The following is a 16,800-nucleotide window of genomic DNA, read 5'->3' as shown; positions in this document are numbered from 1 at the left end:
GGGAGCTGGAAGCACCTTTCGGATGAGGCAGCCGCCGCGGGCGGCGTTGCCTTGCAGGCGGGGGTGGGCGGAAGCCTCCAGCGATTATAGGTCATTGAATCCGAGCACCGAGTCGGCCGCCGGCACCCCCATGTGCGCGTAAGCCTCGGGCATGGCGATGCGTCCTCGCGGCGTGCGTCCCATGAAACCGATCCGCACGAGGTACGGCTCGACGACGGACTCGATCGTGTCGGGTTCCTCCCCCACCGCGACGGACAGCGTGCCGAGGCCCACCGGGCCGCCGCGGAAGCGGCGCACGAGAGCGTCGAGGACGGCTCGGTCCAGTCGGTCGAGGCCGATCCTGTCGACGTCGTAGAGGTCGAGTGCGGCGTCGACGGCGGCGATGTCGGCACCGGTCCGGCCGTGCACCACCAGATAGTCACGGACGCGACGCAGCAGGCGGTTCGCGATGCGGGGCGTGCCCCGCGAGCGCCGTGCGATCTCGGCACGAGCCGCCGGCGGCAGCGTGACGCCGAGCATCGCCGCCGAGCGCTCGATGACCCGCTCGAGCTCTTCGGGCTCGTAATACTCGAGGTGGGCGGTGAAGCCGAACCGGTCGCGCAGCGGGTTCGGCAGCAGCCCCGACCTCGTGGTCGCGCCGACGAGGGTGAACGGCGCCAGGTCGAGCGGGATGCTCGTCGCCCCCGCCCCCTTGCCGACCATGATGTCGATGCGGAAGTCCTCCATCGCGAGGTAGAGCATCTCCTCGGCCGAGCGCGCCATGCGGTGCACCTCGTCGATGAAGAGCACCTCCCCCGGCGTGAGGCTCGACAGCAGCGCCGCGAGGTCGCCCGCGTGCTGGATCGCGGGCCCGCTCGAGAGGCGCAGCGGGCGCCCGCTCTCGTAGGCGACGATCATCGCAAGGGTCGTCTTGCCGAGCCCGGGGGGACCCGACAGGAGGATGTGATCGGCGGGCCGCTGCTGGATGCGCGCCGCGTCGAGCAGCAGCTGCATCTGGCCGCGCACCTTCTGCTGTCCGACGAACTCCGCGAGCGACGAGGGGCGCAGCGCGCCCTCGATGGCGAGCTCGGTCTCGTCGACGGGCTCGTCGGCTTCGCGCACGTCAACCACTCACGGACTCCTTCCGCGCGGGTCCGAGCGTCGAGAGCGTGCGTCGCAGGAGCGCGGGCACCGAGGCCCGATCCGTGTCGGTAGCCTCGGCTGCGACGGTGTCGACGGCCTCGATCGCGACACGCTCCGACCAGCCGAGCCCGATGAGGGCCTCCACCACCTGTGACGGGATCGTGGCCGAGAGGGCGGCATCCGTCCCGCCCGTGGCCGCGGGCCGCGTCACCGCGATCTTGCCGGCCAGCTGCACCACGATGAGCTTCGCGGTCTTCGGGCCGATCCCCGAGACGCGGCGGAACGGCGCATCGTCGTCGGCTGAGACGGCGTCGGCGATCTGCGGCACGGTCAGGGTGGCGAGCACGCCGAGCGCCGACTTCGGCCCGACGCCGGTGACACCCAGGAGTAGACCGAACACGGTCAGCTCTTCGCGCGACTCGAAGCCGAACAGCGACAGAGCGTCCTCGCGGACGATGAGCGACGTGTGGAGGGTGATGTCGTCGCCGAGGTGGGTGCTGCGTGCGACCTGCGGCGTCACCGCGACGTGCAGGCCGACTCCCCCGACTTCGACGACGACCGCATCCGCATCGACGTGCACGGCGGTGCCGCGGACTGAGGAGATCATGGATCGAGCCTACGGTGCGGTTCGGACGTTTGTTCGAGCGACACGCAGCCGTCGCTCCCGAGCGTCGCTCCTTGCCCGGGTCAGCGGCGGGCGACGCGCTCCGCGTCGGCCCACGCACGCTGCGCCGGGGTGAGGGGGCCCGACGCAGCCGTCGTGGAGGGTGCCCCGCGCCACGCGTGGCAGAGCGCCAGAGCGAGCGCATCGGCCGCGTCGGCGGGCTTGGGAAGCTCTTCCAGCCGCAGCACGCGGGCGACCATGGTCTGCACCTGCCGCTTGTCGGCGTTGCCGTAGCCGGTGATCGCGGCCTTCACCTCCGACGGCGTGTGGGTGGCGGCGGCGATGCCGCGCTCGCCTGCGACGAGGAGCGCGATGCCGCTCGCCTGGGCGGTGCCCATCACGGTGGCGCGGTTGTGCTGGGCGAACACGCGCTCCACCGCGACCACGTCGGGAGAGTGCGCGTCGAGCACGGCACGAAGCCCGGCGGCGATCAGCGCCAGCCGCTCCTCGATCGGGGCGCCCGGATCGGACCGGACGACCCCCACGTGGACGAGGGTCGCGGAGCGATCGGGTGCGACATCGACGACGCCCACGCCGCAGCGCGTCAGTCCCGGGTCGATCCCGAGCACGCGCAGACGACCGCGAGAGGTTCCGGATGCCACTCCCCCACGCTAGGCGAGGATGACGGATGCCGCGGCCAGGCGCGCCTGGCCGCGGCGGGGTCCACGCGCCTCAGTCGACAGGCTGGCGCCGGTGGCGCCAGCAGCGGGCGTGCTCAGTCCTCGTCGTTCTCGAGCTCTGCCTGCACCTCTGCGGTGAGGTCGAAGTTGCTGTAGACGTTCTGCACGTCGTCGCTGTCTTCGAGGGCGTCGATGAGGCGGAAGACCTTGCGCGCGGTGTCGGCGTCGACCTCGACCTTGAGGTTCGGGACGAACTCGACGTCGGCCGACTCGTAGTCGATGCCGGCGTCCTGCAAGGCCGACCGGACGGTCACGAGGTCGGATGCCTCGGTGATGACCTCGTACCCCTGGGCGTGCGGCTCGACCTCCTCGGCGCCGGCCTCGAGGACGGCCAGCATGACGTCGTCCTCGGTGGTCGTCTCGCCGCCGACGACGATGACGCCCTTGCGGGTGAAGTTGTACGCCACGCTGCCGGGATCGGCGAGAGTGCCGCCGTTGCGGGTGAGTGCGGTGCGCACCTCCGCCGCGGCGCGGTTCTTGTTGTCGGTCAGACACTCGATCATCAGAGCGACGCCGTTGGGGCCGTAGCCCTCGTACATGATCGACGAGTACTCGACCGACTCGCCGCCGATGCCCGCGCCGCGCTTGATGGCGCGGTCGATGTTGTCCTTGGGGACGGAGGTCTTCTTGGCCTTGAGCACCGCGTCGAACAGCGTCGGGTTGCCCTGAAGATCGGGGCCGCCGAGCTTGGCCGCCACCTCGATGTTCTTGATGAGCTTGGCCCACGACTTCGCACGGCGAGAGTCGATGACCGCCTTCTTGTGCTTGGTCGTTGCCCACTTGGAATGCCCGGACATGGTCCTCCTGAATTCACGCTCTTCGGCGGGTCGCGTCGACCGGCGCCATCCGGCACGGCCACCGCCGACGGACAATTCTATTCCCCGTGATGCCGCGGTTCGCGATCACTGCGCCGCAGCGCCCCCGCACCGCGGCATCGCGACGCCGCGGGTTCGCCTCCGGGCGGCCGTTCCTACAGGGCGAACTCGAAGCCGAACCTCGACGAGAGCAGCGCGACCAGGTCCCGCGGCACCTTCGTCAGGTATGCCGGCGCCGGGCCGAGCGTGTCCGCCGAGCCGATGAAGGGGAAGTACACCGGCCCGTCCGTGAGCTGCTCCACCCGATCGCGCACGGCGACGATCTCGCCGCCGACGCGTCGGAGGCTCGGGAGCGTGATCGGAGACGCGAGTCGCAGCGTGTCGCTGATCGGCATCCGCCAATGAGGCAGGTCGTCGCCGCGGCGCTCGCGCGTCTCCTCGCCGAGGGGACCCAGGACTCGCCCCCACGCGGCGATGCCGGGCACCGGAAGAGTCCGGTCCCAGACGAACAGCGTGTCGCCGGGCTCGGTGAACCCGACGAGCTCGTGCGACCACTCGAATCGCCGCTCGTCCGCGGCCTTCGGTGCCGACAGCGCATCGCCGACGACGCCGCGCGACGGGGCGATCATCCAGTAGCGCTCCTCCGGGTGCTCGCGCCACCAGTCGTTGATCGTCATGAGTCAGAATCTACCCCGACGTGTCGTCCGCACGCCGTCAGCGCTGCCGCTCGCGCACCATGTCGAGGAACAGGGCGTGGAAGCGGTGCTCGCCCGTCACCTCGGGATGGAACGAGGTGCCCAGGAGCGAGCCCTGGCGGACCGCGACGACCCGCCCGTCATCCAGCGCCGCGAGGCGCTCGACGCCGGCGCCGGCCTCCTCGACCAGCGGCGCTCGGATGAACACCGCGTGGACGGGCGACTCGCCGAGGGCCGGTACGTCGAGGTCGACCTCGAACGAGTCCACCTGGCTGCCGAACGCGTTGCGGCGCACCGTGACGTCCAGGCCGCCGAAAGTCTGCTGGCCCACGATGCCGTCGGTGATGCGGTCGGCGAGCAGGATGAGGCCGGCGCACGTCCCGTATACCGGCATTCCCGTCGCGATGGCCTCGCGCACGGGCTCGCGCATGCCGAACGCACGGGAGAGCTTGTCGATGACGCTCGACTCGCCGCCCGGGAGCACGAGCCCGTCGATGGCGGCGAGCTCCGTCGGGCGGCGCACCGTCGTCACGTCGGCGCCGAGGTCCGTGAGCACGCGCACGTGCTCACGGACATCCCCCTGCAGTGCGAGGACGCCGACCCGCGGAGCCGGCGTCGTCACCAGCCGCGCTCGGCGAGCCGGTGCGGGGCGGGGAGGTCGGAGACGTTGATGCCCACCATCGCCTCGCCGAGGCCGCGCGACACGTCGGCGATGACCTTCGGGTCGTCGTAGAAGGTGGTGGCCTTCACGATGGCGGCGGCGCGCTGCGCGGGGTTTCCCGACTTGAAGATGCCCGAGCCGACGAACACGCCGTCCGCACCCATCTGCATCATCATCGCGGCGTCGGCGGGCGTGGCCACCCCGCCGGCGACGAACAGCACGACCGGCAGCTTGCCGGTCTCTGCGATCTCCGCCACCAGGTCGTATGGCGCCTGCAGCTCCTTGGCGGCGACGTACAGCTCGTCCTTGGACATCGACGTGAGTCGGTTGATCTCGCTGGAGATGGTGCGGATGTGCTTGGTGGCCTCCGACACGTCGCCGGTGCCCGCCTCGCCCTTCGAGCGGATCATCGCGGCGCCCTCGTTGATGCGCCGCAGCGCCTCGCCCAGGTTGGTGGCGCCGCAGACGAAGGGGACGGTGAAGCTCCACTTGTCGATGTGGTTCACGTAGTCGGCCGGCGAGAGCACCTCGGACTCGTCGATGTAGTCGACACCGAGCTCCTGCAGCACCTGCGCCTCGACGAAGTGACCGATGCGCGCCTTCGCCATGACGGGGATCGAGACGGCGTCGATGATGCCGTCGATCATGTCGGGGTCGCTCATGCGCGAGACGCCGCCCTGGGCGCGGATGTCGGCCGGCACGCGCTCGAGCGCCATGACGGCGACGGCACCGGCGTCCTCGGCGATCTTCGCCTGGTCGACGGTCACGACGTCCATGATGACGCCGCCCTTGAGCATCTCGGCGAGGCCGCGCTTGACGCGGTCGGTTCCCGTGTCGGTGGTCACGAGCTTTCCCTTCGAGTGGAGCGCCGCAGCGCATCGGGTGAGGACAATGCGGGTATTGGCCTAGGCCAAAAGATAGCATGAGGATCACCCGCCGTTCGGTGGGTGACCGCAGCGACCAGCAGGGGCGGCAGATGACCCTCGACATCAGCGGACGATCCGCCTCGGAGATCGCCGAGAGCGTGCGCGCGCGCATCGAACGGGGCGAGCTGCTCCCCGGCGATCCGCTGCCTCCGGTGCGGTCGCTCGCCGACGAGCTGGGCGTGAATCGCAACACCGTGGTCGCCGCCTACCGGCAGCTCACGCAGGCGGGCGTGATCGTCACGCGCGGCCGCAGCGGCACACGCGTCGCCGACCTGTCCCCCGTGGCGCAGGAGGGCTTCGCGGCCGGCAGCGTGCTCCGCGACGTGGGCACCGGAAACCCGGATCCCGAGCTGATCCCCGACCTCTCCCGCGCCCTCGCGGGGATGGCGGGCCGCCCCGTCCTCTACGGCGAGCCCGTCATCGACCCCGAGCTGGAGCAGTGGGCACGGGAGTGGATGCGCGACGGCCTCCCACCGGCGGCCCAGCTGCGCCTCACCATCACGAGCGGTGCGGCCGACGCCGTCGAGAGGCTGCTGGCCCAGGCGCTCACGCGCGACGACGCGGTCGCCCTCGAGGACCCGTGCTTCCTCACCAGCATCCACACCGTGCGCATCGGCGGCTACCGGGCGGTCCCCGTGCCCGTCGACGACGAAGGGATGACACCAGACGGGCTGCGCGCGGCGCTCGAACAGGGGGTGCGGGCAGTCGTGCTCACACCGCGCGCGCAGAATCCCAGCGGTGCCAGCCTGTCGGCTCGACGCGCCGAGGAGCTGCGCGGTGTGCTGGAGGACCATCCCTATGTCCTCGTGATCGAGGACGACCACTTCTCGCTGCTGTCGCAGCAGCCGTTCCACTCCGTCATCGCGCCCGGTCACCGCCGCTGGGCGCTCGTGCGGTCGGTGTCGAAGTTCCTCGGACCCGACATGTGCCTGGCAGTGACGGCATCCGATCCCGAGACCGCGGAGCGGCTCGCGATGCGCCTCACTCCGGGCACGACGTGGGTGAGTCACCTGCTCCAGCGCCTCGCCCTGTCACTGCTGACGGATGCCGGCACCATGGCCGCGATCGAGCGCGCGGGCGCGCACTACGCGGCGCGCAACGCGGCGTTCGTCGAGCGGCTCACCGCGGCGGGCGTGCCCGCTGATGCCGGCGATGGACTGAACGTCTGGATCCCGCTCCCCGTGCCCGCGCGGGCGGTCGCGGAGCAGCTGATGCGGCGCGGGTGGCTGGCGCGGCCGGGCGACGAGTTCGTCCTCGGCGGAGACGCCCCGTCGCGCCGCCTGCGCCTCACGGTGCACGACCTCGCCGACCTCGACGCCGAGCGCCTCGCCGCCGACGTCGCGGCCGCGGTGCGGGCGGCCGGAGGGCGGCTCGTCACACGAGAAGTGGCATGATCGAGCGGTGAAGATCCTCTCGATCCAGTCCGCGGTCGCCTACGGTCACGTCGGCAACTCCGCCGCCGTCTTCCCGTTGCAGCGCATCGGCGTCGAGGTCATGCCGGTGTACACGGTGAACTTCTCCAATCACACCGGCTATGGCGCATGGCGCGGCCCGATGATCAGCCCCGACGATGTGCGCGACGTCATCCTGGGCATCGAGGAGCGCGGCGTCTTCCCGCAGATCGACGTCGTCCTCTCCGGCTATCAGGGCGGCGAGGGCATCGCCGACGTCATCCTCGACACCGTCGCACGTGTCCGCGAGGCCAACCCGGCTGCCGTATACGCGTGCGACCCGGTGATGGGCAACGCGAAGTCGGGGTGCTTCGTGGCCCCGGCGATCCCCGTGCTGCTGCGGGAGCGCGTCGTGCCCGCCGCCGACATCATCACGCCGAACCAGTTCGAGCTGGGCTTCCTGACCGGAACCGAGCCCGCCGACCTCGAGTCCACCCTCGCGTCGGCCGACCTCGCCCGGGCGATGGGGCCGAGCACCGTCCTCGTCACGAGCGTCGAGCGCCCCGATCGCCCGGAGGGCACGATCGAGATGCTCGCCGTCACGGACGACGGCGCGTGGATCGTGCAGACCCCGCACATTCCGATGAAGGCGAACGGCTCCGGCGACGTCACGGCGGCGCTCTTCACCGCGCACCTGCGACGCACCGGCGACGCGGCCGACGCTCTGGCCCGCACGACCTCGAGCGTCTACGACCTGCTCGAGCGCACACACGCGTCGGGCGAGCGCGAGCTGCAGCTCATCGAGTCGCAGGAGGCCTACGCCCACCCGCGCCTGCAGTTCGAGGTCACGAAGGTCCGCTGACGATCCACTCGAACGGATGCCGCGGCCCGCGGCATCCGTTCCCTTGCGGCATGCGCTCCCGCGATCAGCCGTGCCAGGCGTCGGCCACCGCCCGGCGCACGTCGCCGAGCAGTTGGGGCAGCGCCTTCGTCTTGGCGATGATGGGGAAGAAGTTGGCGTCGGCCGACCATCGCGGCACGATGTGCTGGTGCAGGTGCTCGTCGACGCCGGCGCCCGCCACATGGCCCTGGTTCATGCCGATGTTGAAGCCGTCGCACCGCGACACCTGACGCAGCACGCGCATACCCTGCTGGGTGAGCGCCCCGATCTCGGCGACCTCCTCATCGGTCGCCTGGTCGTACGTGGCGATGTGGCGGTACGGGCAGACCAGCAGATGTCCGGAGTTGTACGGGAACAGGTTCAGCAGCGCATACGCCGTGCGCCCGCGGAAGACGATGAGCCCGTCCTCGTCGGACTTGCGCGGCGCCTCGCAGAACGGGCACTCCTTGCGCAGCACCTCGGGACCCGCCTGGATGTAGGCCATCCGGTGCGGCGTCCAGAGACGCTGGAACTCGTCCGGCACCCCTGGAAGCGTCGCGGCGTCGACGAGCGCCGGGTCGGCGGCATCCGCATCCGCAGCGCCGCCGGTCCCGGGCTCGTCGACAGGAGTCACGCGAAGTCCTCCGCGGTGTTCACCAGCGCGTGGGAGGCGATGGCCTCGCGGACACGGCGCACCGCGTCGGCGATCGGGACGCCGTTCTCCTGCGTCCCGTCGCGGAAGCGGAACGACACGGTGCCCGCGGACTGGTCCTGTGCGCCGGCGATCAGCTGCAGCGGCACCTTGTGCGTGGTGTGGGTGCGGATCTTCTTCTGCATGCGGTCGTCACTGTGGTCCAGCTCGGCGCGGACTCCCTCGGCCTTGAGCTGGTCGATCACGTCGCCCAGATAGTCCGCGAAGTCCTCCGCGACGGGGATGCCGACCACCTGCACCGGTGAGAGCCACACCGGGAACGCACCGGCGTAGTGCTCGAGCAGGATCGCGAAGAACCGCTCGATGGAGCCGAACAGCGCCCGGTGGATCATGATCGGCCGCTTCTTCTGGCCGTCGCGATCGGTGTACTCGAGCTCGAAGCGCTCAGGCAGGTTGGGGTCCACCTGCACAGTGGACAGCTGCCACACGCGGCCGATCGCGTCGCGGGTCTTGAGATCGATCTTCGGACCGTAGAACGCCGCCTCGCCGGGCACCTCGGTGAGCTTGAGCCCGCTGGCGACCGCGACGTTGCGCAGCGCGTTGGTCGAGTAGTCCCAGAACTCGTCGGAGCCGATCCACTTCTCCTTCTCGTCGTCGCGCATCGACAGCTCGAGCTCGAAGTCGTCCAGGCCGAAGTCGCGCAGCATCGAGATGACGAACTGCAGGACGTTGGTCGCCTCCTGCTCCAGCTGCTCGGGCGTGACGAAGAGGTGGGAGTCGTCCTGGGTGAAGCCGCGCACGCGGGTGAGCCCGTGCAGTGCACCGGACAGCTCGTTGCGGTACACCGTGCCGTTCTCCGCCAGTCTCATCGGCAGGTCGCGGTAGCTGCGCGCGCGCTCCTTGTAGATAAGGATGTGCATCGGGCAGTTCATCGGCTTCAGGTAGTAGTCCTGGCCGTGCTTGGTGATCTCGCCGTTCTCGTCGCGCTCCTCGTCCATCACGATGGGCGGGAACATGCCCTCCTTGTAAGTGACGAGGTGATTCGAGGTGAGGAACAGGTCCTCCTTCGAGATGTGCGGCGTGTAGACGTAGGTGTAGCCGCCGGCGATGTGGCGACGACGCGCGTGCTGCTCCATCTCGCCGCGGACGACACCGCCGCGCGGGTGCCAGACCGACAGGCCCGAGCCGATCTCGTCGGGGAACGAGAAGAGATCGAGATCCTTGCCGAGTTTGCGGTGGTCGCGCTTGGCGGCCTCCTCCAGGCGGGTCTGGTAGGCGCGCAGCTCATCCTTCGACGGCCAGGCGGTGCCGTAGATGCGCTGCAGCTGCGGGTTCTTCTCGCTCCCGCGCCAGTACGCACCGGCGATGCGCTGCAGTGCCCAGCCGTTGCCGATCATCCGGGTGTTGGGCAGGTGCGGACCCCGGCACAGGTCTTTCCACACGGTCTGGCCGTCGCGGTCGACGTTGTCGTAGATGGTCAGCTCGCCCGCGCCGACCTCCACCGAGGCGCCCTCGGTCTTCTCGGCCCCGCCGCCCTTGAGGCCGATGAGCTCGAGCTTGAACGGCTCGTCGACGAGCTCCGCCCGCGCCTCGTCGTCGCTGACGACACGGCGCACGAAGCGCTGGCCCTCGCGGACGATGCGCTGCATCTCCTTGTCGATCGCCTTGAGGTCCTCCGGTGTGAAGGGGTGCTCGACCCCGAAGTCGTAGTAGAACCCGTCCGTGATCGGCGGACCGATGCCGAGGTTGGCCTGCGGGTTGATGCGCTGCACGGCCTGGGCGAGCACGTGCGCGGTCGAGTGGCGCAGGATGGCGAGACCGTCGGGGCTGTCGATGGTGACCGGCTCGACGGCATCCGTGTCGTTCACCACCGTCGCGAGGTCTCTCAGTTCGCCGTTCACCCGCAGTGCGACCACGGAGCGGTCGGGGAACAGGGCGAAGCCGTCGATGGGCAGGGACACAGCGTCAGTCACGGAAACTCTCCTGGGAATGGCTCGGATCAAGGCTACTCAGCTTCAGGCGCACGACACGCCCCGCCCGCTCAGGCGCCGAGCGTTCGCGTGTCGGTCTCGAGTGCCGCAGCAGCGGTCGACCAGACGAGTTCCATCCCTCGAGTGTAACCAGTGCCCGCGCGGGGCCGGGTGCGGGTATGCGGTCCGACTCGCACGTCGTGCCGGATCGTCGCCGGAGGTGCGGCGTAGCCTGAGCGGGTGCGCCGACACTCCCTCGACTCCGCGGCGATCGCCTCGGCCGGCTACGACGCCGACATGGCTGTGCTCGAGCTCGAGTTCAGCTCCGGCGAGCTGTACCGATACTTCGCCGTCCCCCCGTCGGTGTACCGCGGACTGCGCGACGCCGAGAGCGCGGGCCGCTTCTTCCGCGAGCGGATCCGCGACGTCTATCCATCCGAGCACGTCCGCTGACCCGCCGGGGACAGCGAAAACCCCCGCCGAGGCGGGGGTTTCAGGTGGTGGGCGATACTGGGATCGAACCAGTGACCTCTTCCGTGTCAGGGAAGCGCGCTACCGCTGCGCCAATCGCCCGAGTCGAACTCCGGTCGGGACCGGGAGTGGAGGTGGCGACGGGATTCGAACCCGTGTAAACGGCTTTGCAGGCCGGTGCCTAGCCGCTCGGCCACGCCACCGCGTGTGGTTTGACCCCACGTGCCGTGATCCCTGGAGGAGATCCCTGCACTCGAGCGGATGACGAGACTCGAACTCGCGACCCCAACCTTGGCAAGGTTGTGCGCTACCAACTGCGCTACATCCGCATTTCGCTCCCGGGTTGTTCACCCGGGCACTTGAAAGACTCTAACCGATCCTCGCCGTCCTGCAAAACCGAACGCACCCCGCGCGTGTCATGCGCAAGTGGTCCGAGGCACGCTCCGGGATCCGGTAGGATCGGTAGTCGTCCCCCTCGGGGAACGGGCGATTGGCGCAGTTGGTAGCGCGCTTCCTTCACACGGAAGAGGTCATCAGTTCGAGTCTGGTATCGCCCACCACGAAGCCCTCGGAAGCCCCGAGGGCTTTCGCATTCCCGCGTCGGCGACCGTTCGTCCGTGATCGGCCGGCCCCCGCTGTTCAGGCGGCACGGCGGTCTTGGGACGCTTCTCCGGCCTCCGCCGGTCTGGTCGGCTTCTGCTCGTCACGACGGCGGATCATGCGCCCCAGCAGCAGGCCGAGGCCGATGGCGGCCGCGGTCCACACGAGCGCGACGACGGCAAGGACTCCCCAGTCCATCTTGAACTCCCCAGTCGCGGAGTCGTTCGGGTCGTCCGCGATGACAGGATCATAGTCCCGCCGGTCTGCGAAGTCGCGCCTTCGGGGCTCAGACCAGTTCGTCCCCGGGCGACCGAGAAGGGATGTGCGTCGGCTTGAGCGATCGCACCCGATCGCTGTCGACCATGCGTGCGCGGGCGGTCTCCGAGGCGGGTTGCGCAGCCTCGTCGTTCCCGTCGACCAGCTGTACCGGGTCGGTCTGCGCCCGCTGAGGGCTCGGATCGAACGGGGACGGCCGCTGTCTGCTCATTCCCAGACCGTACGTGCCGCACATGTGTGCGCTCACAGGTGACTGCGCCCGCCGACGCGATCTCAGCTGCCGTCGACCCACCCGTAGCGGCGGTGGAGAGCGCCGGCAACGCGTGCGAAGCGCTCCGGATCGAGAGCGGATGCCTCGCGGCGCATGCCGTCGCGATGCACGCTGTAGAGCTGGTCGATGTCGACCCAGGACGGGCGGCCCTGCGCGTCCCACTCCCCCGTGCCGATCGCGAGGAAGTCCCGGTCGCCGTCATGGGCCTTGCTCGTCAGACGAACGGCATAGACGCGGTCGTCGCTCTGCCGCGCGATGACCAGCACGGGACGATCCTTGCCGCGGCCGTCGTTCTCTGCGTACGGCACCCACGTCCAGACGATCTCGCCAGCGTCAGGGTCGCCGTCGCGGTCGGGGGCATACGCCATCCGCAGAGCGGGGGCGGACGGTGGCGGCACCTCCACGGTCGCGGCGCGGCCGCTGCGGCTCTCGGTCGGTGCCCTGGGCACGGGCGGAGCGGTCGACACCGATCCCCTCCGGGGCCGCAGGATGCCGCCCAGGATGCCGAGCAGCCCGTTTCGCCGTGTCACAGTCGTCATCCTAGGAGCGGGAGTCGTCTCCTCGCCCGAACACGGCGAAGGGGCGCCGCGGTGGGGGGAACCGCGACGCCCCTTCGGGCAGTGCCATGCGTCTCAGGCGCGCGTGCCCTCGAGCACGTAGCCCTCCTCGCCGTGGACGACGGTGTCGATGCCGGCGACCTCGTCCTCGTTCTTGACACGGAAGCCGATCGTCTTCTCGATCGCGAACCCGATGACGTAGGCCAGCACGAACGAGTAAACGAGCACCGACACGGCGGCGATCGCCTGGACCAGCAGCTGGGTGCCGTCGCCGGTCCAGAAGAGGCCGGTGGTGGTGGCGAAGAAGCCCAGGTAGAGCGTTCCGATCAGGCCGCCGACGAGGTGGATGCCCACCACGTCGAGCGAGTCGTCGAAGCCCCACTTGTACTTCAGCTCGATCGCGAGGGCGCAGACCGCGCCGGCGATGAGGCCGAGGACGATCGCCCAGATCGGGTCGAGCGAGGCGCAGGCAGGCGTGATCGCAACGAGGCCTGCGACAGCGCCCGAAGCGGCGCCGACCGACGTGGGCTTGCCGTCCTTGATCTTCTCGACGACCATCCACGCGAGCAGCGCAGCGGCCGGCGCGGCGATGGTGTTGACGAACGCCAGGGCGGCAGTGCCGTCGGCCGCCAGCTCGGAGCCGGCGTTGAAGCCGAACCAGCCGAACCACAGCAGGCCGGCGCCGAGGAGCACGAACGGCGGGTTGTGGGGGACGTGGACGCCCTTCTGGAAGCCGAGGCGCTTGCCCAGGACGAGCGCCAGCGCGAGGGCTGCCGCACCAGCGTTGATGTGGACGGCGGTGCCGCCGGCGAAGTCGATCGCGCCGACGCCGAACCATTCCTGCATGCCGTAGGTGATCCAGCCGCCGTAGGCGAAGCTGCCGTCCTCGGCGAGGCCGAAGTTGAAGACCCAGCTCGCGACCGGGAAGTAGACGATCGTCGCCCAGATGGCGGCGAAGATCATCCACGAGCCGAACTTCGCGCGGTCGGCGATGGCGCCCGAGACGAGCGCGACGGTGATGATGGCGAACGTGGCCTGGAACGCGACGAAGGCCAGCGGCGGGTACGCCGCACCCTCGGGCACCTCGAGCAGGCTCTTGAGCCCGATCGCCGACCAGTCGATCGACCACGGCGGCACGAGGCCGTCAGAGCCGGGGAACGCGATCGCGTAGCCGTAGACGACCCACAGGACGCCGATGAGGCCCATCGCGCCGAAGCTGAGCATCATCATGCTGATGACGCTCTTCGCCTTCACGAGACCGCCGTAGAAGAACGCGAGTCCTGGCGTCATCAACAGGACGAGCGCCGCGCATATCAGGATGAATGCGGTGTTGCCTTGATCCATCTCGAAGAGAACCTCTCTGCAGGGACGCAGGTATAGCGTCGGGTCCCCTCAGTGTGACCACGGTCCGTTTCCGCAGCGGGCCGACCCGTGTTTCTCCCTCGTTACACGAGGCCCGTGCACGTAAACATCGTGTTTCGGCGGGCCGAATGCCGGCCGCGAATCCGACCGGAGTCGGCCGGTCCGGCGAGTGTCGTGTCTCTCAGTCCAGTGTCGAGGCGACCAGTCGGGAGATGGCGCGCAGGTACTTCTTCCGGTACCCGCCGGCCAGCATCTCCTCGGGGAAGACCAGGTCGAGCGACGTCCCGGTGGCGCGGATCGGCAGCTGGGCGTCATAGACCCGATCGATGAACGCGACGAACCGCAGAGCCGCGGACTGGTCGCTGAAGGCGGTGACGTCGCGCAGCCCCACGAGCGACAGCCCGTCGATGAGCCGGATGTACCGCGAGGGGTGCACGTGGGCCAGATGGGCGACGAGCGCGTCGAACGTGTCGTCCGACACGAGCCCCACCGCCGCGGCATCCGCGATCGTGGCCTCGTACTGGGGTGGTTCCAGCACGGCGGCGTGACCGTCGACCGCGCGATGACGGAAGTCCGTGCCGTCGATGCGGATCGTCTGGAAGCTCGCGGCCATCGCGTGGATCTCGCGGAGGAAGTCCTGCGCGGCGAAGCGCCCTTCGCCGAGCGCGTTGGGCGGTGTGTTGGATGTCGCGGCCATTCGGGTGCCCGACCCGACCAGCTCGCCCAGCAGGCGGGTCATGACCATGGTGTCGCCCGGGTCGTCGAGCTCGAACTCGTCGATGCACAGCAGGTCTGCGCCGCGGAAGAGCTCGACGGTCTTCTGATAGCCGAGCGCGCCCACGAGCGCCGTGTACTCGATGAACGAGCCGAAGTACTTCCGGCGTGCGGGCATCGCGTGGTAGACGGAGGCGAGCAGGTGCGTCTTGCCGACGCCGAATCCGCCGTCGAGATAGACGCCCGGCTTGAGCTCGGGGCGCTTGGCGCGCCGGAACAGGCCTCCCTTGGCAGGGGCCGACGCTCCGGAGAAGGCTTGGAGCAGATCCTTGGCCTCCTGCTGCGAGGGGTACGCCGGGTCGGCGCGATACGTGTCGAACGTCGCGTCGGCGAACTGCGGGGGCGGTACCAGCGCGGCGACCATCTCGTCGCCGGCGAGCTGCGGGGCGCGCTCCACGAGGTGGACGACGCCGGTGCGTGTGGCGGAGACGGTCATGCGGATCCTGTGTCGGAGTCTTACAGAGGGGCTGTGCACGCCCGTCCGGGAATCTATGGTCGGAGGCGACGGTTCAACCCTAACCGTCGCCCGCGTGCGCCCGCCTCGCCTGACGCCGGATGGCGGATGCGCGTTCGATTCACCCGACTCCAGGAGATCCCATGCCCGTCGAGACCGACACCTCGTCCGAGAAGTTCGCCGCCTATGCCCAGCCGGGCCGCCTCGTCACGGGCGAGTGGCTCCAGGAGCATCTCGGCGAGCCGGGCCTGGTCGTGGTGGAATCCGACGAGGACGTCCTCCTCTACGAGACGGGGCACATCCCCGGTGCGGTCAAGGTCGACTGGCACACCGAGCTCAACGATCCCGTGGTCCGCGACTACGTGGACGGCGAGGGCTTCGCCGCCCTGCTCAGCCGCAAGGGCATCTCTCGCGACGACACCGTCGTCATCTACGGCGACAAGAACAACTGGTGGGCCGCCTACGCGCTGTGGGTGTTCTCTCTGTTCGGCCACGAAGACGTCCGCCTGCTCGACGGCGGGCGCGACAAGTGGATCGCCGAGGGGCGCCCGATCACCACCGAGCCATCGGAGCCGGCGCCCACCCGCTACCCGTTGGTCGAGCGCGACGACGCGGCGCTGCGCGCCTACAAGGAGGATGTGCTCGCGCACCTGGGCAACGGGCCCCTCATCGACGTCCGCTCCCCCGAGGAGTACGACGGATCCCGCACCACCGCCCCGGCCTACCCCGAGGAGGGCGCGCTGCGCGGGGGCCACATCCCGTCCGCGCAGAGCGTGCCGTGGGCGCGCGCCGTCGCCGCCGACGGCGGCTTCAAGACGCGCGCCGAGCTCGACGCGATCTACCGCGACGAGATCGGCCTCGACGACGGCGATTCGATCGTCGCGTACTGCCGCATCGGCGAGCGGTCGAGTCACACGTGGTTCGTCCTGCAGCACCTCCTCGGCTTCGACGACGTCCGCAACTACGACGGATCGTGGACCGAGTGGGGCAGCGCCGTGCGCGTGCCGATCGTGACGGGCTCGGAGCCCGGAGCGGCGCCCGCCCGCTGAGCCGCGACGTCATCCCCCGCCGTGCGAACCCTGTCATCCGCGCAGTCCCGGGACGCACGGCTCCACCGCGTGGGAGGATGGCAGAGATGACCGAAGCCGTCCTGCCCGACCGTCTCGCCGAGATCCGCGACGAGTTCCTGGAGCTGCCCGAACCCGACCGGCTGCAACTGCTGCTTGAGTACTCGTACGAGCTGCCGCCGGTGCCGGCTGAGTACGAGGATCATCCCGAGCGGTACGAGCGCGTGGTCGAGTGCCAGTCGCCGGTCTTCATCATCGTCGACGTGGATGCCGAGGGCGTCGTCGCGATGCATGCCACCGCGCCGCCCGAGGCGCCGACGACCCGCGGCTTCGCGAGCATCCTGGCACAAGGCCTCACCGGACTCACGGCAGCGGAGGTGCTGGCAGTGCCCGGCGACTACCCGCAGACGCTGGGACTCACGCGCGTCGTATCGCCCTTGCGCATCTCCGGGATGACGGGGATGCTCCTGCGGGCGCAGCGGCAGGTCCGCGCCGCCTCGACCGCCTGACGC

The 16,800-nt window shown here is 69.9% G+C and carries 18 protein-coding genes and 4 tRNA genes; 6 read left to right on the top strand and 16 right to left on the bottom strand.

Translation table 11 applies throughout. The features are described 5' to 3' along the window. Positions 1 to 84 precede the first annotated feature (84 nt). From ruvB to pdxS, 7 genes are all read right to left on the bottom strand, one after another. Positions 85 to 1,110 (bottom strand): Holliday junction branch migration DNA helicase RuvB, encoded by a 1,026-nt coding sequence (gene ruvB, locus Q9R08_RS07445; RefSeq protein WP_308867255.1) that lies wholly within the window; start codon positions 1,108 to 1,110, stop codon positions 85 to 87. Further along, on the bottom strand, positions 1,103 to 1,729 hold the full coding sequence (ruvA, locus tag Q9R08_RS07440) for a Holliday junction branch migration protein RuvA (RefSeq protein ID WP_308867253.1): 627 nt from the start codon (positions 1,727 to 1,729) through the stop codon (positions 1,103 to 1,105). The genes ruvB and ruvA overlap by 8 nt, the downstream gene beginning before the upstream one ends. Before the next feature lie 80 nt (positions 1,730 to 1,809). Continuing rightward, positions 1,810 to 2,388, bottom strand: coding sequence for a crossover junction endodeoxyribonuclease RuvC (gene ruvC / locus Q9R08_RS07435; RefSeq protein WP_308867252.1), 579 nt, complete (start codon positions 2,386 to 2,388; stop codon positions 1,810 to 1,812). A 113-nt stretch (positions 2,389 to 2,501) separates the two neighbouring features. Next, positions 2,502 to 3,263 carry a YebC/PmpR family DNA-binding transcriptional regulator gene (locus Q9R08_RS07430; RefSeq protein ID WP_308867250.1) on the bottom strand — a complete coding sequence of 254 codons (762 nt, stop codon included), beginning with the start codon at positions 3,261 to 3,263 and terminating at the stop codon, positions 2,502 to 2,504. A gap of 173 nt (positions 3,264 to 3,436) precedes the next feature. After that, a complete protein-coding gene (locus tag Q9R08_RS07425; protein WP_308867248.1) occupies positions 3,437 to 3,958 on the bottom strand; it encodes a hypothetical protein in 522 nt (173 codons plus the stop codon). A gap of 37 nt (positions 3,959 to 3,995) precedes the next feature. Beyond that, entirely contained in the window at positions 3,996 to 4,601 is a 606-nt protein-coding gene (gene pdxT / locus Q9R08_RS07420; RefSeq protein WP_308867682.1) for a pyridoxal 5'-phosphate synthase glutaminase subunit PdxT, read from the bottom strand. Then, positions 4,595 to 5,482: a pyridoxal 5'-phosphate synthase lyase subunit PdxS gene (gene pdxS / locus Q9R08_RS07415; protein ID WP_308867247.1), complete on the bottom strand. Its 888-nt coding sequence runs from the start codon at positions 5,480 to 5,482 to the stop codon at positions 4,595 to 4,597. Before pdxS ends, pdxT begins: the two co-directional genes overlap by 7 nt. Before the next feature lie 131 nt (positions 5,483 to 5,613). Here pdxS and Q9R08_RS07410 point away from each other — a divergent pair, with 131 nt between their 5' ends. Together Q9R08_RS07410 and pdxY are read left to right on the top strand one after the other, a co-directional pair. Then, the gene (locus Q9R08_RS07410) at positions 5,614 to 6,957 is read left to right on the top strand and encodes an aminotransferase class I/II-fold pyridoxal phosphate-dependent enzyme (protein WP_308867681.1); all 1,344 of its coding nucleotides are present in this window, start codon (positions 5,614 to 5,616) and stop codon (positions 6,955 to 6,957) included. A gap of 7 nt (positions 6,958 to 6,964) precedes the next feature. Continuing rightward, entirely contained in the window at positions 6,965 to 7,816 is an 852-nt protein-coding gene (pdxY, locus tag Q9R08_RS07405) for a pyridoxal kinase PdxY (protein WP_308867246.1), read from the top strand. A gap of 64 nt (positions 7,817 to 7,880) precedes the next feature. Here the strand turns inward: pdxY and Q9R08_RS07400 are convergent, their stop codons facing one another. Together Q9R08_RS07400 and thrS are read right to left on the bottom strand one after the other, a co-directional pair. Then, positions 7,881 to 8,468, bottom strand: coding sequence for an HIT family protein (locus Q9R08_RS07400; RefSeq protein WP_418001324.1), 588 nt, complete (start codon positions 8,466 to 8,468; stop codon positions 7,881 to 7,883). Further along, complete coding sequence (thrS, locus tag Q9R08_RS07395) at positions 8,465 to 10,459, bottom strand: threonine--tRNA ligase (RefSeq protein WP_308867245.1); 1,995 nt, start codon at positions 10,457 to 10,459, stop codon at positions 8,465 to 8,467. Before thrS ends, Q9R08_RS07400 begins: the two co-directional genes overlap by 4 nt. 237 nt (positions 10,460 to 10,696) lie before the next feature. Here thrS and Q9R08_RS07390 point away from each other — a divergent pair, with 237 nt between their 5' ends. Beyond that, positions 10,697 to 10,909 carry a KTSC domain-containing protein gene (locus Q9R08_RS07390; protein WP_308867244.1) on the top strand — a complete coding sequence of 71 codons (213 nt, stop codon included), beginning with the start codon at positions 10,697 to 10,699 and terminating at the stop codon, positions 10,907 to 10,909. Positions 10,910 to 10,954: 45 nt separating this feature from the next. On the opposite strand, the gene Q9R08_RS07385 is transcribed toward Q9R08_RS07390, so the two are convergent. The 3 genes from Q9R08_RS07385 to Q9R08_RS07375 all read right to left on the bottom strand — a co-directional run bounded on the left by Q9R08_RS07385 (position 10,955) and on the right by Q9R08_RS07375 (position 11,256). Then, positions 10,955 to 11,029: transfer RNA gene (locus Q9R08_RS07385), tRNA-Val, on the bottom strand. Between the two features lie 27 nt (positions 11,030 to 11,056). Then, a tRNA-Cys gene (locus Q9R08_RS07380) sits at positions 11,057 to 11,130 on the bottom strand. Positions 11,131 to 11,183: 53 nt separating this feature from the next. Then, positions 11,184 to 11,256: transfer RNA gene (locus tag Q9R08_RS07375), tRNA-Gly, on the bottom strand. A 155-nt stretch (positions 11,257 to 11,411) separates the two neighbouring features. Here Q9R08_RS07375 and Q9R08_RS07370 point away from each other — a divergent pair. After that, a tRNA-Val gene (locus Q9R08_RS07370) sits at positions 11,412 to 11,487 on the top strand. 79 nt (positions 11,488 to 11,566) lie between these two features. Here Q9R08_RS07370 and Q9R08_RS07365 read toward each other — a convergent pair. The 4 genes from Q9R08_RS07365 to zapE all read right to left on the bottom strand — a co-directional run bounded on the left by Q9R08_RS07365 (position 11,567) and on the right by zapE (position 15,203). Continuing rightward, positions 11,567 to 11,725 carry a hypothetical protein gene (locus Q9R08_RS07365; RefSeq protein ID WP_308867243.1) on the bottom strand — a complete coding sequence of 53 codons (159 nt, stop codon included), beginning with the start codon at positions 11,723 to 11,725 and terminating at the stop codon, positions 11,567 to 11,569. Between the two features lie 351 nt (positions 11,726 to 12,076). Continuing rightward, entirely contained in the window at positions 12,077 to 12,613 is a 537-nt protein-coding gene (locus Q9R08_RS07360; protein WP_418001323.1) for a type II toxin-antitoxin system PemK/MazF family toxin, read from the bottom strand. Positions 12,614 to 12,706: 93 nt separating this feature from the next. Next, positions 12,707 to 13,975 (bottom strand): ammonium transporter, encoded by a 1,269-nt coding sequence (locus tag Q9R08_RS07355; protein WP_308867241.1) that lies wholly within the window; start codon positions 13,973 to 13,975, stop codon positions 12,707 to 12,709. 199 nt (positions 13,976 to 14,174) lie between these two features. After that, positions 14,175 to 15,203 (bottom strand): cell division protein ZapE, encoded by a 1,029-nt coding sequence (gene zapE, locus Q9R08_RS07350; RefSeq protein WP_308867240.1) that lies wholly within the window; start codon positions 15,201 to 15,203, stop codon positions 14,175 to 14,177. A gap of 161 nt (positions 15,204 to 15,364) precedes the next feature. Here zapE and Q9R08_RS07345 point away from each other — a divergent pair, with 161 nt between their 5' ends. Both Q9R08_RS07345 and Q9R08_RS07340 read left to right on the top strand, forming a co-directional pair. Continuing rightward, positions 15,365 to 16,270 (top strand): sulfurtransferase, encoded by a 906-nt coding sequence (locus Q9R08_RS07345; RefSeq protein ID WP_308867239.1) that lies wholly within the window; start codon positions 15,365 to 15,367, stop codon positions 16,268 to 16,270. A gap of 86 nt (positions 16,271 to 16,356) precedes the next feature. After that, positions 16,357 to 16,797: a SufE family protein gene (locus Q9R08_RS07340; protein ID WP_308867238.1), complete on the top strand. Its 441-nt coding sequence runs from the start codon at positions 16,357 to 16,359 to the stop codon at positions 16,795 to 16,797. The last annotated feature ends 3 nt before the right edge of the window (positions 16,798 to 16,800 follow it).

The sequence above is a fragment of the Microbacterium psychrotolerans genome (assembly GCF_031085295.1).
In the GTDB taxonomy this organism is placed as follows: Bacteria; Actinomycetota; Actinomycetes; order Actinomycetales; family Microbacteriaceae; genus Microbacterium; species Microbacterium psychrotolerans.
Note: the sequence above shows the minus strand (reverse complement) of the source record. Positions and strands in the feature narration are given on the sequence as shown.